Consider the following 14,101-nt stretch of genomic DNA (forward strand, 5'->3'; position numbering starts at 1 on the left):
ATGCGTTTTGCCGTTCTCGGCAGCGGTAGCCAAGGGAACGGCACGCTGATCGCCAGTGCTGATACGTACGTGCTGGTGGATTGTGGTTTTTCCCTGCGGGAAACCGAAAGACGCCTGTTGCGCCTGGGTGTGCACCCGGCGCAACTGAGCGCGATACTCGTGACCCACGAACATGCCGACCACGTGCATGGCGTGGGTTTGCTGTCTCGGCGCTACAATCTGCCGGTCTACCTCAGTCGCGGCACGCTGCGCGGGATGCGCAAACCGCTTGAACCCGCCGGCTTTCTGGCCGGCGGCGAGCAACTGCAGATCGGCGCGCTGAACGTCGGGGTCATTGCCGTGGCCCATGACGCGCAGGAGCCGACCCAGTACGTCTTCAGTGATCAGGAACAGCGGCGCTTCGGCCTGCTGACCGACCTGGGATCGTTCTGCGAGCGGGTGCTGGATGGCTATCGTGACCTCGATGCGTTGATGATCGAGTCCAACCATTGCCGCGACATGCTGGCGCGCGGGCACTATCCGTACTTTCTCAAGCAACGGGTGGGCGGCGAACGCGGACATCTGAACAACCACCAGGCGGCATTCCTGGTGGCCGAGTTGGGCTGGCAGGGCTTGCAACACCTGGTCCTGGCCCATCTGAGCAGCAAGAACAACCTGCCGCAGCTGGCCCGGCAATGTTTTGTCGACACCCTCGGGTGCGACCCGGACTGGCTGCAACTGGCCGATCAAGATTCAGGGCTCGACTGGCGCCACATCGCCTAGCCCACCTACTTAGCAAGCGGAGCCCATCATGGAAAAACGTGAAGAACTCTACCGCGGCAAAGCCAAATCGGTTTACAAGACCGACGACGCTGACCGCTTGATCCTGCTGTTTCGCAACGACACCTCGGCGTTCGACGGCAAGCGCATCGAACAGCTCGATCGCAAAGGCATGGTGAACAACAAGTTCAACGCCTTCATCATGCAGAAGCTCGAAGCGGCCGGCGTGCCGACCCAGTTCGACAAACTGCTGGGCGACAACGAATGCCTGGTCAAGAAGCTCGACATGATTCCGGTCGAATGCGTCGTGCGTAACTACGCCGCCGGCAGTCTGGTCAAGCGTCTGGGCGTTGAGGAGGGCATGAAGCTCAACCCGTACACCTTCGAACTGTTCTTGAAGGACGACGCCAAGGGCGACCCGTTCATCAACGAATCCCACGTCGTGGCGTTCGGCTGGGGCACCGCCGAGCAACTGGCGCGCATGAAGGAACTGTCGCTCAAGGTCAACGAAGTCCTGAGCAAACTGTTCGACGACGCCGGCCTGCTGCTGGTCGACTTCAAGCTTGAGTTCGGCGTGTTCAGCGACGGCTCCATCGTCCTCGGCGACGAGTTCAGCCCGGACGGCTGCCGTCTGTGGGACAAGGACACCAAGAAGAAGATGGACAAGGACCGCTTCCGCCAGGGCCTCGGTGACGTCATCGAAGCCTACGAAGAAGTCGCCGCTCGTCTGGGCGTACCGCTTTAACCGACGCAAGCATCTGATAGCACGGAAAAAATTTCGTTTGGGGGGTTCGCAACCACCGAAAGTGTTGTTATGATGCGCGCCGTTGGAGAGATGCCAGAGTGGCCGAATGGGACGGATTCGAAATCCGTTGTACCTTCACCGGTACCTAGGGTTCGAATCCCTATCTCTCCGCCATTATTGAACAAGACGAAGCCCCCGTAATCATTGCTGATTACGGGGGCTTTTTCGTTTCTGGCGTTTTGTTCGCAACGCTTTTCGGGTACAACCTGCCGACTGCACAAAAGGACAGCTCGATGAGTGAAGTTCAGCCGTTGGTGGGGGATGACGCTGTGAAGCCGCAAGCCGTGAGTTTGCGCGAGGCGTTCTGGTTCTGGTTGAAGCTGGGCTTTATCAGTTTCGGTGGGCCGGCCGGGCAGATTTCGATCATGCACCAGGAGTTGGTCGAGCGGCGGCGCTGGATTTCCGAGCGGCGTTTTCTGCATGCCTTGAACTATTGCATGTTGCTGCCCGGGCCGGAGGCGCAGCAGTTGGCGACCTACATCGGCTGGTTGATGCATCGAAGCTGGGGCGGGATTGTGGCCGGTGCGTTGTTTGTGTTGCCTTCGCTGTTCATCCTGATTTTCCTGTCGTGGCTGTACATCGCTTTTGGTGAAGTGCCGGTGGTGGCGGGGCTGTTTTACGGGATCAAGCCTGCGGTGACGGCCATCGTGGTGCAGGCGGCGCATCGCATCGGCTCGCGGGCGCTGAAGAACAATTGGTTGTGGGCGATTGCGGCGGCGTCGTTTACCGCAATTTTTGCGTTCAATGTGCCGTTTCCGCTAATCGTGTTGGGCGCGGCGGTGGTTGGCTACTTCGGCGGGCGTCTGGCGCCCGAGAAGTTCAGGGTCGGCGGGCATGGCGCGGCGAAAAAGTCTTTCGGCCCGGCGTTGATCGACGACGACACGCCATCACCAGCGCATGCCCGCTTCAGCTGGACGAAACTGGCCATGCTCGCTGTGATCGGCGTTGCGCTGTGGGCATTGCCGATGGGTGTGTTGACGGCGCTGTTCGGCTGGCAGGGCACGCTGACGCAGATGAGCTGGTTCTTCACCAAAGCTGCGCTGCTTACCTTTGGCGGGGCGTATGCGGTGCTGCCCTATGTCTACCAAGGCGCGGTCGGCCACTACGGCTGGCTGACGCCGACGCAGATGATCGACGGCTTGGCGCTGGGCGAAACCACGCCCGGGCCGCTGATCATGGTGGTGGCGTTTGTCGGTTTTGTCGGGGCTTATGTGTCGCAGGTGTTCGGCGCCGATCAAGTGTTTCTTGCCGGCGCGGTCGCCGCTGCGCTGGTGACGTGGTTCACCTTTCTGCCCTCATTTCTGTTTATCCTCGTCGGCGGCCCGCTGGTGGAATCGACACACGACGAAATCAAATTCACCGCCCCGCTGACTGCGATCACCGCTGCGGTGGTCGGCGTGATTCTCAACCTGGCGTGTTTCTTCGGCTACCACGTGCTCTGGCCGCAGGGCTTCAGCGGCAGCCTGGATTGGCCGTCGGCATTGATTGCCATTGCCGCAGCCATTGCGCTGTTTCGCTTCAAACGCGGGGTGATTCAGGTGTTGCTGGGATGTGCGCTGGTCGGGTTGGTGGTGCATTTGCTGCGTTGACCCAGGTGGGCCCAGCCAGTTCGAAATCGTGGACTGACAACCCGATCTCTTGTCATTGGTTCCATTTAACCAAGTGCCCGTCGTACCAGCGGCATGTCGCCGTTTCGCTTGCTCACACGGTTCAAACCATTTGTCCTGTTACCTCAAATTTTTTGAAATTTCCGCAAAGACAATGCTTCACAAAAGGGTAGGCAGGCTTTAACCCACGACTTGCCACGCTTATCCGACTGAGGAGATTTGTCATGTTTCTACATAACAAGCGACTTCAATACACCGTACGTGTTGCCTTGCCCAATCCGGGGCTGGCCAATCTGTTGCTCGAGCAGTTTGGCGGTGCACAAGGTGAACTGGCGGCGGCTTCGCGCTATTTCACTCAAGCCCTGGCCGAGGAAGATCCGGGACGTAAAGACCTGCTGATGGACATCGCCACTGAAGAACTCAGTCACCTGGAGATCATTGGCTCGATCATCGTCATGCTCAACAAAGGCGCAAAAGGCCGGATGGCCGAAGGCGTCGAGCAGGAGGGCGAGCTGTATCGCTCGCTCAATGGCAACGGCAATGACTCGCACATCACCAGCCTGCTCTACGGTGCCGGTTCGCCGTTGACCAACTCGGCCGGCGTGCCATGGACGGCAGCGTACGTTGACACCATCGGCGAGCCCACCGCCGACATGCGCTCCAACATCGCCGCCGAAGCAAGGGCGAAGATCGTCTATGAGCGTTTGATGAACGTGACTGATGATCCCGGTGTGAAAGAGGCGCTGGGCTTTCTGATGACCCGCGAGATCGCGCACCAGTTGTCCTTCGAAAAAGCCCTGCACTCGATTCAGCCGAACTTCCCGCAAGGCAAGCTGCCCGGCATGCCTGAATTTACCAACGTCTACTTCAACATGTCGCAAGGCACCGAGAGCATGCGCGGTCCGTGGAACCAGGGCGACGATTGGGAGTTTGTCGAGGATCCGACGCCAGCAGTCGACGGCGGCGATGGTCTGGCCACTGTGCAACTGGACAGCGCCGACGAAGCGCTGCTGGAGAACATGAAAATGCGCACCATGTCCGACCCCAACAGCGAGCCGGTCACCGGTGCGGATCTGGGCTCTGGCGTGCAAGCCAAACCTGGGTTGTAAGGCACGTGGGGCGCGCCAGGCATGCGACGGCGCGCCCCGGTTGACCACTGTGAAATCATCAAGAAGAGGACTCGACAATGGCTACTCCACAGGAAAACCTGCTCGACTGGCTGCGTGACGCTCATGCCATGGAGCAACAGGCCGAGCAGATGCTCAAGGCGCAATCCAAGCGTCTGGAGCATTACCCGAAGCTCAAGGCGCGCATCGACCAGCACATCGAAGAAACCCTCGGCCAGCAGAAACTCATCGACGAATGCCTGCAACGTCTGGGCGGTGAATCGTCGACGATCAAAGACTTGGGCGGCAAGCTGATGGCGTTCGGTCAGGCGGTCGGCGGCTCCTTGATGAGCGACGAAGTGATCAAGGGCGCCATGGCCGGTTACGTTTTCGAGAACATGGAAATCGCCAGCTACACCGTGCTGATTGCGGCGGCGAAAGCGGCGGGGGACACGCAGACACAGAAGGCCTGCGAAAAGATTCTGCCGCAGGAAGTGGCCATGTCCGAATGGCTGCTCAAGCACTTGCCGCAACTGACCGAAGCGTTTCTCGAACGTTCGGCGGATCCGGACAAGGAAGCCAAGAAGTAACCCTTTGCCCACCAGCGTCCGCCTGTTAGCCAGGCGGACGCGGTATCGAATTACGGCGCGACCTGCAGCGGTTTGCGCTCGATCGCTACGGGCTGCAAATGACCAAAGCGGTCGAGGTGGTAGCGCTGCAGATCCCTCGCCAGAATCAGTTGGCCGTTATACAGCGCCGCCGCTTCGCTACGCACATCTTCGATCGACGGACTCTGCGCCGGGTTCGCCTGATAACGCGCGCTGAAATGCGTCAGCACCAGATTGCGCACCCCTGCGGCCTCGGCAAAACCGGCGACCGCAGCGGCGCTGCTGTGGCCGTAACTGGCACGAGCGCGGTCGATTGCTGCCTGTACAAATGTCGCCTCATGCACCAGCACATCCGCCGATTGCGCCACCTCGGCCAGCAGTGCCGGCCGATCGTTATCGCCGCAGATAATGATGCGCCGATCAGGGCGCGCGTTCAGCAGATAGTCGTGAGCATTCAGCATCCGACCGTCAATCTCCACGTCCTGACCATGGGCCAACTGGCCCCAGAGTGGGCCGCGCTCGATGCCCTCGGCATCCAGCCGCTGCACGTCCAGACGCGGCTCCGGGTCCGACTCGGTGAACACATAACCATGACACGGCACACGGTGGGAAAGCTCGACGGTCTGCACCTGAACGTTGACGTTGCGCCACTCAGTGAGCGTTTCCACCGCGTGCAGGTTGATCTCGAATGGCAGATGCGATTGTGTCACCTCAAGGCTCATTCTCAGCCAGGGATGCAGCGCTGTCGGCAGAATAATGTCCAGCGGCCGGGTGCGTCCGGACATACCGGTGCTCGCCAGCAGACCCGGCAAGCCCAGGCAGTGATCAGCGTGGACATGGGTGATGAAAATCGCCCGCAACTCGCTCAGCGACAGCGGTGTACGCAGCACCTGATGCTGGGTGCCTTCACCGCAGTCGATCAGATACCAGCCTTTGCCGGCAGAGGCGATCAATGCCGTGGCGCTGACATTGCGCTGGCGGGTCGGCACGCCGGCAGAGGTGCCAAGAAACAACAAATCCACGATGGTTCTCCGTTGCGGCTGTGATCAACAAGAAATCGAACTGATGCTGCGCTATGGGCGTCCATCTTATGACCGCTCCGAACATGATAAATCTGCAAATCCCGAGGAGGTTTGAGCAATGAGCGAATATCCGATGGACGAAACCGATTCCGATCACCGCAACCGGCAGTTCGGCCAGGCTTTGGGGCTTGATGCCTACGAGGTTGAATTGTGGGTCAGCGCAATCGAAGAGGACGGCAGTGGCATGGGCTACGTTGTGCACTTTTCCAGCGAGACGCCGGTGGATGTGCAGGCCAAGGTGCAAGGTCTGGGTGATGACCTGATGATCAACATCGGGCCGATTGATTGAGCGTCAGAGAGGACGATCCATGCAGGAGCAACCTTTGGTGGTGATAAGCGGCGCCAGTGCTGGCGTTGGCCGCGCGGTGGCCCATCGGTTTGCTGCTGGCGGCTACCGCATCGGCTTGCTGGCGCGGGATCCGGCGGGACTTGCCGCTACGCAAGAGGAACTGCGAGCGTATGGCGTTCAGGTTGAAACCGTCAGCGTCGACGTCGCCGATGCGCTCGCCGTGCAGGAGGCTGCCCAACAACTGGAAGCCACGCTCGGGCCGCTGGCGGTCTGGATCAATGCGGCTATGGTCACCGTGCTTTCGCCTATAGAGCAACTGTCCGCTGCGGAGATCGAGCGCGTCACTCAGGTGACCTATCTCGGCACCGTCCACGGTACGATGGCAGCCTTGTCGTTGATGCGCCCGCGCAACAAGGGGCTGATTATTCAAGTTGGCTCGGCATTGGCTTATCGCGCTATCCCGCTGCAGGCCGCTTACTGTGGGGCGAAATTCGCCGTGCGCGGTTTTACCGATTCATTGCGTTGCGAGTTGCTGCATGAACGCAGCCGCATCCGGGTATGCATGGTGCAACTGCCGGCGATCAATACGCCGCAGTTCGACTGGGCGCGCAACAAACTGCCCAGATGCCCGCAACCGGTGCCGCCGATTCATGACCCCGACGTGGCAGCGCGGGCGATTTTCAGCGTGGTCAAGCATCCGCCGCGAGAGTTGTGGCTGGGGTGGTCGACGATCAAGGCGATTATTGGCCAGTCCGTCATGCCGGGATTGCTCGACCGCTTGCTGGCGCGCAGTGCCTGGCCCGGTCAGCAGACCAATGAGCCTGAAGATAACGAGCATCCGGACAACCTGTTCGAGCCGCAGCCGGGGTTGCATCAGACGCGTGGTCGCTTCGTCGGCCGTTCGAAGGACGCGGCATTGGCGCTGACCTCCACTCAGGTGACGGCAATATCGGCGGTAATTGCCGTACTGGTGGGCGTGGTTCTTTTACAGTTCTGATTGTTCCCCGCTTCGCTCAAGGGTTGACGGATTTCAAAGCGCCAGCCGAAGGCTTGAGTTTTTCCTGCAGATCCCGGGCGGTTTTTGCCTGTTTCTCGATGCCCGGGAGCGCGGATTGGGCAAAGGCCTTGAGCTGCGGATTTTGCGATGACATGGCTTCTTTCTTGAATAGCATCAGCTTTTGCTCAAGGGTTTCGGCCTGGCTATCGATGTAGATGCGGTCGAAGGCATCGTCCCGAGACTCAAGGCGCAGTTGCTTGGCTTTCGATGCCACCGAAGGTTCTGTGGGGACCGCCATGCGCTGGCTTTGCCCCAGTTGCCTGAGCTGCTTATCGAAACGCTCATGGTCGGCGATCATTTGTCTGGCGAAGGCTTTGACCTCGGGCAGGGTGCCCTTTTCCAATGCGATGTGTGCGCTGTTGTTCTGGAACAGGCTCTGCTGGGCCGCTTCCTCGACAAAAGCATCAAGCGTGTCCGCGTGGCCGGACTGAACGCTCAGGAGCAATAGTGCAAGACAGATTGCGGCAAGTGATTTCATGGTGCGTAACCTCCGCAGAATCAATGGGCGGTCGGGTGCATGGCAGCAATTATTGCGGTACATGCACCTTTGATGAGCATCGCGGACGAGTATTCAAGCCAATGCGCTTGATGGCGACCGACGGCGCGCCTCTCCCGGAAGAAGAGGGGCCGTGGTCTGGCTCAGATTTCCTTGACCGGTGTCTCGCCTTGTACCGCTTTGATGAGGTTGATCACGTGCAGACAATCGGCCTTGTTCACGTACGATTCGCCACTGGCGACGGTCTCGTGGTTGCGCGCGCGCAGGCGCCAGCGCCATTGGCCTTTGCCAGTGCTCGGGGTGCCTCGGGTTTGTCGGTAGATTTCGAAATACATACGGTTCGCTCCCTGCGATCAATGTACGCCAGCCTGTGTGGCGCATCGACGCAAGCCTAGCGCAGACGGTTTTTTTGGCTATCGGGGATTTGTTTCCAATCGTTCGCGGATGTTTCTGAAAGACGCTGGCCAGAGCGCCGCAACTGACTGGCGAATTGGCCGAAATGACGCCGTGTCCTGCTTGCACGCGCGTGCCTGCTACTGCTTAATACGGGACGGCTCATGGCCTCGAAGAACTTTCGATGACCGACCAACTATAAGAAGAGCACTCCTTTGACTGAGCACGGAACGCAACAGGCCGGGCAGGTGACGTTGTCGCTGGTGATCCCCGTTTTCAACGAGGTCGACAGCCTCGACAGCTTTCTTTCGCGCATCGACGAGGTCTTTCAAGCGCAAGCGCTGATTCATCTTGAACTGGTGTTCATCAACGACGGCAGTACCGATGCAACGCTGGAGCGCTTGCTTGAACGGCAGCGGCAAGACGCGCGTCTGCGTATCGTCGATCTGAGTCGCAATTTCGGCAAGGAGGCGGCGTTGTCGGCCGGCCTGCAAATGGCATCCGGGCAGGTCGTGGTGCCGATTGACGTCGATTTGCAGGATCCGCCTGAAGTCATTCTGCAAATGATCGAGCGCTGGCGCGAAGGCTACGAAGTGGTGCTCGGCCATCGTGTCAGCCGCCGCAGCGACACTTGGGCCAAATCGACCTCGGCCCACTGGTTCTATCGCCTGCACAACCGCATCGCCGAACAGCCTTTACCGGAAAACGTCGGCGACTTCCGCCTGATGGATCGCTGCGTGGTCGATGCCTTGTTGACCCTGCCCGAGTCGCGCCGCTTCATGAAAGGCCTGTTTGCCTGGGTCGGTTTTCGTACCACCCACGTCGATTACGAGCGCCCCGAGCGGGTGGCGGGGCAGAGCAAATTCAATGGCTGGCGGCTGTGGAATTTCGCTCTGGAGGGCATCACCAGTTTCAGCACCGAGCCACTGCGAATCTGGACGTACCTGGGGGCGTCGGTCTCGCTGGTGTCGTTTGCGTTCGCGATATTCATCGTGTTGCGCACGCTGATCCACGGCGTCGACTTGCCCGGTTATGCATCGCTGATGGTCGCCGTGACATTTCTTGGCGGGCTGCAGCTGATTGGCATCGGCGTGCTCGGCGAATACCTCGGCCGCACTTATATCGAATCGAAACGCCGGCCGGTTTTTCTGGTGCGTCGCGTCTACGACCCCAAGGACTGACAGATGGATCTCAAGGAAACCGACATCCTCGGCGACAGCATCGACGAGCATTGGTACTACTGCTCCAAAGCCGCCGCTACCCGTCGTCTGCTGGGTGACATTCCGATCCGGCGAATACTCGATGTCGGCGCCGGCTCGGGTTTCTTCTCGCACCATTTGCTGACTCACACCGGCGCCTGCGAGGCGTGGTGCGTCGACATCAGTTACCCTGCCGATTCAAGCGCCACCACCGCTGGCAAACCGGTGCATTACCGGCGCGGTATCGACAACATCGAGGCCGATCTGGTGTTGCTGATGGACGTGCTGGAGCATGTCGATGACGACCTCGGTCTGCTCAAGAGCTATGTCGATAAAGTGCCCTCGGGCAGTCGCTTTCTGATGACGGTTCCGGCGTTTCAATTTCTCTGGAGCGGCCACGACGACTTTCTCGAACACAAGCGCCGCTACACCCTGGCGCAATTTGAAACCCTCACTCGCGATGCCGGATTGACCGTACAACGCGGCGCCTATTATTTCGGCGCGGTGTTCCCGATCGCAGCCGCGTTGCGCTTGTTGCCACAGGCTTCCAGGGATGTATTGCCACAGTCGCAGCTCAAGCGCCATCATCCGCTGGTCAACACCCTGCTCAAGACCCTGTGCCGACTGGAGTTGCCGCTGATGGGCATGAACCGGCTGGCAGGTTTGAGTGTTTTCGTGCTGGCGCGCAAACCTTGATCGTCAGCGACAGATCAGCGCTGATCCGCCGTGGTCTGCGCTTCGCCCTGACCGGGCTGCTCGTCACTGCATTGCACGCGCTGGTGGCGGTAATGTTCATCCACTTCATCGCGCCCGAGCCGCCGCTGGCCAATGGTTTTGCCTTCGCCGTGGCGACCGTGGTGTCTTATGTGATCAATACCACGTGGAGCTTTTCCGCCCGTTTGCATGGGCGCACATTGCTGCGCTTTCTCACGGTGTCGGCGGGCGGTTTTCTGCTGGCGATGCTGGTTGCCTGGGCTGCGCAGATGGCCGGGTTGAATTATCTGTTCGGGATAGGCGCAGTGGCCCTGACGATTCCAGCGTTTACCTTCGTTTTGCACAATTTCTGGACGTATCGATGAAGGCCTGGAACAGATCTTCGGCGCTGGCAGTCCTGCCCTTGCTGTTCGGTGCGCTGGCGTTTTTCATGGTCATCGGCCCGCGTGCGCTCGACCCACGGAACATCGCCTGGCTCAGCGATGGCGATCCGGCGACGCATTATCTGGGCTGGGTATTCTTCCGCCAGTCGCCGTGGACTTTTCCCCTTGGGCTCAACCCTTCCTATGGCATGGAACTGGGCAGCGCGATCATTTTTTCCGACTCCAATCCGCTGCTGGCATTGCTGTTCAAACCGTTCAACGCCTGGCTACCGGAGACGTTCCAGTATTTTGGCTTGTGGCTGCTGACGTGTTTCGTTCTGCAAGCCTGGTTTGGCTGGAAACTGCTCGGCCTGGTGACGAATAACGTTGTCATTCGACTACTGGCTACGGGGTTGCTGATATTTTCCCCGCCGATGTTCGTTCGCGCCGGAGGACATCTGTCCCTGGCCGGGCATTTTCTGGTTTTGGCCGCACTTTATCTGGCGCTGCATCCAGCGTTGCAGCGACGGCGAATCGCCTGGGGCAGCCTGCTGGCGGCGACAGCGCTGGTGCATGCGTATCTGCTGGTGATGGTGGCGTTGATCTGGGTGGCCGATTTGTTCGGCAAAGTCATGGTCGCCCGGTTGACCCGCCGTCAGGGGCTGATCGAGTTTGTCGGCATGTTCGCACTGGTCAGCGCGTGTTGCTGGCAGGCCGGCTACTTCAGCATTGCTGACGGTACCGGCAGCGGAGGTTTCGGGTTTTACCGCATGAATCTGCTGGCGCCCTTCGATTCGGATGGCTGGTCGCAGGTGTTGCCGGATATCCGCATGGCCGGCGGCGATTACGAGGGCTTCAATTATTTCGGCCTCGGTGTTCTGTTGCTGTTGCCGATGGCGGCAGTGGCGGGGTTGCGCAGCAGGCGTTCGATAAGGGCGGCGCTGGGCAAGCATGCATGGCTGGTGTTGGCGCTGATCGGTCTGACCCTGTTCGCCTTGTCCCATCACATTGGTGTCTGCACGCAGACTTTCAGTTATCCGCTGCCGTCATTCGTCGAGCGACTGGCGAGTATTTTTCGCGCTTCAGGGCGTATGTTCTGGCCGGTTTTTTATGCGCTCGAGTTGCTCCTCGTGTATCTGGTTGTGCGTGGCTATCGCGCGTCGATTGCCTTGGGATTATTGACCCTGGCGCTGGTCGTGCAGGTGGTCGATACGCGTAACGGCTGGGCGGGACTGCGCGCGGCGAGGATGGTAACGCCCGCTTCGGTATGGGCCAGTCCCATGCACGATCCGTTCTGGGACAGCGCGGCTGCTCATTACAAAAAAGTTCGCGGATGGCCGCCGCAAAACCAGTCTGAGCGCTGGCAAGCCATTGCGGATTTCGCCAGCACGCATGGGTTGCAAACCGATGCGGTGTACATGGGCCGCATGAGCATTTCAGCGCTCGACAAGGTGCAGCGCGAGGCCCGGCATCGGCTGCAAACCGGTGAGTACGAAGCTGATTCGCTGTACATCCTCGACGATGACGCGCTGGCTCTGGCGGTCAAAAGCGTCCATAGCGATAGTGATCTGCTGACCCGGGTCGATGATTTTGTCGTCCTCGCACCGGGCTGGAAGCGCTGTGCGCAATGTCTGCCGATGGTCGACGAGGGGCGCTCGCTGGCATCGATTGCGCTGAGTCGGCCGGGAGAGATCCACACGTTCGATCGCAAGAGTCGCCAACTGGTCAAGGGTTGGGGCGCGCCTGAAGCGTGGGGCACATGGAGTGAGGGCCAGGACGCCGAACTTGTGCTACGCCTGCCACCGCAAGCGAAATCGGTTGTGATCGACGCGTTGGCTTTCGTCATGCCGCCAACGCACGCTCAGCGGGTCATCGTCAGGCTCAACGGTGTTGAGGTTTTGTCTGCTCGGCTGACAGCCTTTCAGGGCAACTCGCTGGAAATCCCGTTGAACGAAGCGCTCAGGCAAACCTTGTCGAAGGATGACACGGTACGACTTCAACTGCATTTGCCGGACGCCACCAGCCCGCGCAGCCTGGGCGTGAGTGATGATCCACGCGTCATGGGCCTGGGCATCAAATCCCTGACCGTGCGGTAAACCGCGCAAAGGTTGATGGACGCAAAGCCCAAGGCCTTTCTACACTGCCGCTATTCCGGGGAGCAGGGGGGGCAATGGATGAACCGCAATGAACTACGCAAGGCCGACATCAACCTGATGGTGGTGTTCGAGACCCTGATGCTCGAACGCAACGTGACCCGCGCGGCGGAAAAATTGTTCCTTGGCCAGCCGACCATCAGCTCGGCGCTCAACCGTTTGCGCACGATGCTCAACGATCCGCTGTTCATCCGCGTCGGCCATCGCATGGAGCCGACGGCCCGTGCCGAAGATATTTACCGCCATCTCAAACCGGCGCTGGATTCATTGTCGGCGGCGCTGAGCCTGACCCGCGACTTCGACCCCGCCACCAGCACCATGACCTTTCGCATAGGCCTGTCCGATGATGTTGAATTCGGCCTGCTGCCGCCGCTGTTGCGCGCGCTGCGCCAAGAGGCACCGAACGTGGTGTTCGTCGTTCAGCATGTCGATTACTGGCGTATTCCCGACCTGTTGGCGGCCGGCGATATCACTGTCGGTATCAGCCAGACCCGGGGCTTGCCCGCCAACGCCAAACGCAAACTGTTGCGGCATATTCAGCCGAGCATCCTGCGCGCCGATGCTTCCGATACGCCGCTGACCCTCGACGAATACTGCGCTCGTCCGCATGTGCTGGTGTCGCACACGGCCAATGTCAGTGGCTACGCCGATGAATGGCTGGCGGAACTCGGTCGCACGCGGCAGGTTGTGTTGTCGGTGCCGCAGTACAGCGCACTGCCGGCGCTGCTGGCCGGTACCGATCTGATCGCGAGTCTGCCGGATTACACCGCAGCGGCGATGGCGGCATCCGGGGCGCTGTTCCAGGAACCGTTTCCATTCAAGACGCCGACCCTGGACCTTTCGATGGTCTGGCTCAGCCACGTCGACAGCGACCCGGCCGAACGCTGGCTGCGCTCGCGGCTGGAAGCGTTCATGAGCGAACGGCCAACTGAGCACCACGATCCCCTGTAGGAGCTGCCGAAGGCTGCGATCTTTTGATCTTGATTTTGAAAAAGACAAAATCAAAAGCTCGCAGCCTCGTTTCACTCGACAGCTCCTACACAAAGTCCGCTTAGCCGCATGTGTTATACGTACGCCCCCGCACCCACCGACTGGAGATCCGCCATGCCACACCTGCACATGGAATACACCGCCAACCTGACGCAGTTGAACGCCGATCTCGCGCTGATCCGGCTCAACAACACCCTGGTCGGTTCCGGCCAGTTCGGCGCGGAGTTCGATATCAAGAGCCGCGCGATCAAGGTTGAGAACTTCAAGGTCGGCACGGCTCTCGGCGAGCGCGCGTTCGTTCATGTGAAGCTGGCACTGCTCAGCGGGCGCTCGGCGGAGATCAAAAAGCAGCTGTCGCAAAGCTTGCTGGCGGTGTTGCAGGAACTCTGCGAATGGCCGGCCGGGCTCGAAGTGCAACTGTGCGTCGAACTGCTCGACATCGATCGCGAGTCCTATAGCAAAGCGGCGATTGGCGTCTGAG

Annotated in this window: 16 protein-coding genes and 1 tRNA gene; 14 read left to right on the forward strand and 3 right to left on the reverse strand. The window is 59.9% G+C overall.

The window, feature by feature from the left end; translation table 11 throughout:
• The 6 genes from J2Y90_RS12700 (at position 1) to J2Y90_RS12725 (ending at position 4,867) form a co-directional block, all read left to right on the forward strand.
• On the forward strand, positions 1 to 762 hold the full coding sequence (locus J2Y90_RS12700; protein ID WP_024012002.1) for an MBL fold metallo-hydrolase: 762 nt from the start codon (positions 1 to 3) through the stop codon (positions 760 to 762).
• 28 nt (positions 763 to 790) lie between these two features.
• Positions 791 to 1,504, forward strand: a complete 714-nt coding sequence (gene purC / locus J2Y90_RS12705) for a phosphoribosylaminoimidazolesuccinocarboxamide synthase (protein ID WP_016771262.1) — start codon at positions 791 to 793, stop codon at positions 1,502 to 1,504.
• A gap of 84 nt (positions 1,505 to 1,588) precedes the next feature.
• A tRNA-Ser gene (locus J2Y90_RS12710) sits at positions 1,589 to 1,678 on the forward strand.
• Between the two features lie 119 nt (positions 1,679 to 1,797).
• Positions 1,798 to 3,153, forward strand: a complete 1,356-nt coding sequence (gene chrA, locus J2Y90_RS12715; RefSeq protein WP_253500097.1) for a chromate efflux transporter — start codon at positions 1,798 to 1,800, stop codon at positions 3,151 to 3,153.
• Between the two features lie 242 nt (positions 3,154 to 3,395).
• The gene (locus J2Y90_RS12720; protein ID WP_253500106.1) at positions 3,396 to 4,280 is read left to right on the forward strand and encodes a manganese catalase family protein; all 885 of its coding nucleotides are present in this window, start codon (positions 3,396 to 3,398) and stop codon (positions 4,278 to 4,280) included.
• Between the two features lie 77 nt (positions 4,281 to 4,357).
• Positions 4,358 to 4,867, forward strand: coding sequence for a ferritin-like domain-containing protein (locus J2Y90_RS12725; protein ID WP_253500109.1), 510 nt, complete (start codon positions 4,358 to 4,360; stop codon positions 4,865 to 4,867).
• A 50-nt stretch (positions 4,868 to 4,917) separates the two neighbouring features.
• On the opposite strand, the gene J2Y90_RS12730 is transcribed toward J2Y90_RS12725, so the two are convergent.
• Positions 4,918 to 5,907, reverse strand: a complete 990-nt coding sequence (locus J2Y90_RS12730) for a ribonuclease Z (RefSeq protein ID WP_253500112.1) — start codon at positions 5,905 to 5,907, stop codon at positions 4,918 to 4,920.
• 118 nt (positions 5,908 to 6,025) lie between these two features.
• Between J2Y90_RS12730 and J2Y90_RS12735 the strand changes: the two genes are divergently transcribed.
• Positions 6,026 to 6,256, forward strand: a complete 231-nt coding sequence (locus J2Y90_RS12735) for a hypothetical protein (RefSeq protein ID WP_253500115.1) — start codon at positions 6,026 to 6,028, stop codon at positions 6,254 to 6,256.
• Positions 6,257 to 6,275: 19 nt separating this feature from the next.
• Complete coding sequence (locus J2Y90_RS12740; RefSeq protein ID WP_253500118.1) at positions 6,276 to 7,253, forward strand: SDR family oxidoreductase; 978 nt, start codon at positions 6,276 to 6,278, stop codon at positions 7,251 to 7,253.
• Between the two features lie 16 nt (positions 7,254 to 7,269).
• Here J2Y90_RS12740 and J2Y90_RS12745 read toward each other — a convergent pair whose 3' ends face one another.
• Together J2Y90_RS12745 and J2Y90_RS12750 are read right to left on the reverse strand one after the other, a co-directional pair.
• Positions 7,270 to 7,854: a DUF4142 domain-containing protein gene (locus J2Y90_RS12745; protein WP_253500121.1), complete on the reverse strand. Its 585-nt coding sequence runs from the start codon at positions 7,852 to 7,854 to the stop codon at positions 7,270 to 7,272.
• Between the two features lie 98 nt (positions 7,855 to 7,952).
• Positions 7,953 to 8,144, reverse strand: a complete 192-nt coding sequence (locus J2Y90_RS12750; RefSeq protein ID WP_253500124.1) for a YegP family protein — start codon at positions 8,142 to 8,144, stop codon at positions 7,953 to 7,955.
• A 273-nt stretch (positions 8,145 to 8,417) separates the two neighbouring features.
• Between J2Y90_RS12750 and J2Y90_RS12755 the strand changes: the two genes are divergently transcribed.
• The 6 genes from J2Y90_RS12755 (at position 8,418) to J2Y90_RS12780 (ending at position 14,100) form a co-directional block, all read left to right on the forward strand.
• Complete coding sequence (locus tag J2Y90_RS12755; protein ID WP_253500127.1) at positions 8,418 to 9,383, forward strand: glycosyltransferase family 2 protein; 966 nt, start codon at positions 8,418 to 8,420, stop codon at positions 9,381 to 9,383.
• A gap of 3 nt (positions 9,384 to 9,386) precedes the next feature.
• Positions 9,387 to 10,097 carry a class I SAM-dependent methyltransferase gene (locus tag J2Y90_RS12760; protein ID WP_253500129.1) on the forward strand — a complete coding sequence of 237 codons (711 nt, stop codon included), beginning with the start codon at positions 9,387 to 9,389 and terminating at the stop codon, positions 10,095 to 10,097.
• Positions 10,094 to 10,480, forward strand: coding sequence for a GtrA family protein (locus tag J2Y90_RS12765; RefSeq protein WP_253500131.1), 387 nt, complete (start codon positions 10,094 to 10,096; stop codon positions 10,478 to 10,480). The genes J2Y90_RS12760 and J2Y90_RS12765 overlap by 4 nt, the downstream gene beginning before the upstream one ends.
• Positions 10,477 to 12,573, forward strand: coding sequence for a DUF6311 domain-containing protein (locus J2Y90_RS12770; protein ID WP_253500133.1), 2,097 nt, complete (start codon positions 10,477 to 10,479; stop codon positions 12,571 to 12,573). The genes J2Y90_RS12765 and J2Y90_RS12770 overlap by 4 nt, the downstream gene beginning before the upstream one ends.
• 78 nt (positions 12,574 to 12,651) lie before the next feature.
• A complete protein-coding gene (locus tag J2Y90_RS12775) occupies positions 12,652 to 13,581 on the forward strand; it encodes a LysR substrate-binding domain-containing protein (protein ID WP_064362559.1) in 930 nt (309 codons plus the stop codon).
• A gap of 153 nt (positions 13,582 to 13,734) precedes the next feature.
• The gene (locus J2Y90_RS12780; protein ID WP_253500135.1) at positions 13,735 to 14,100 is read left to right on the forward strand and encodes a 5-carboxymethyl-2-hydroxymuconate Delta-isomerase; all 366 of its coding nucleotides are present in this window, start codon (positions 13,735 to 13,737) and stop codon (positions 14,098 to 14,100) included.
• Position 14,101 lies beyond the last annotated feature (1 nt).

This window comes from Pseudomonas koreensis, assembly GCF_024169245.1.
Classification (GTDB): Bacteria; Pseudomonadota; Gammaproteobacteria; order Pseudomonadales; family Pseudomonadaceae; genus Aquipseudomonas; species Aquipseudomonas koreensis_F.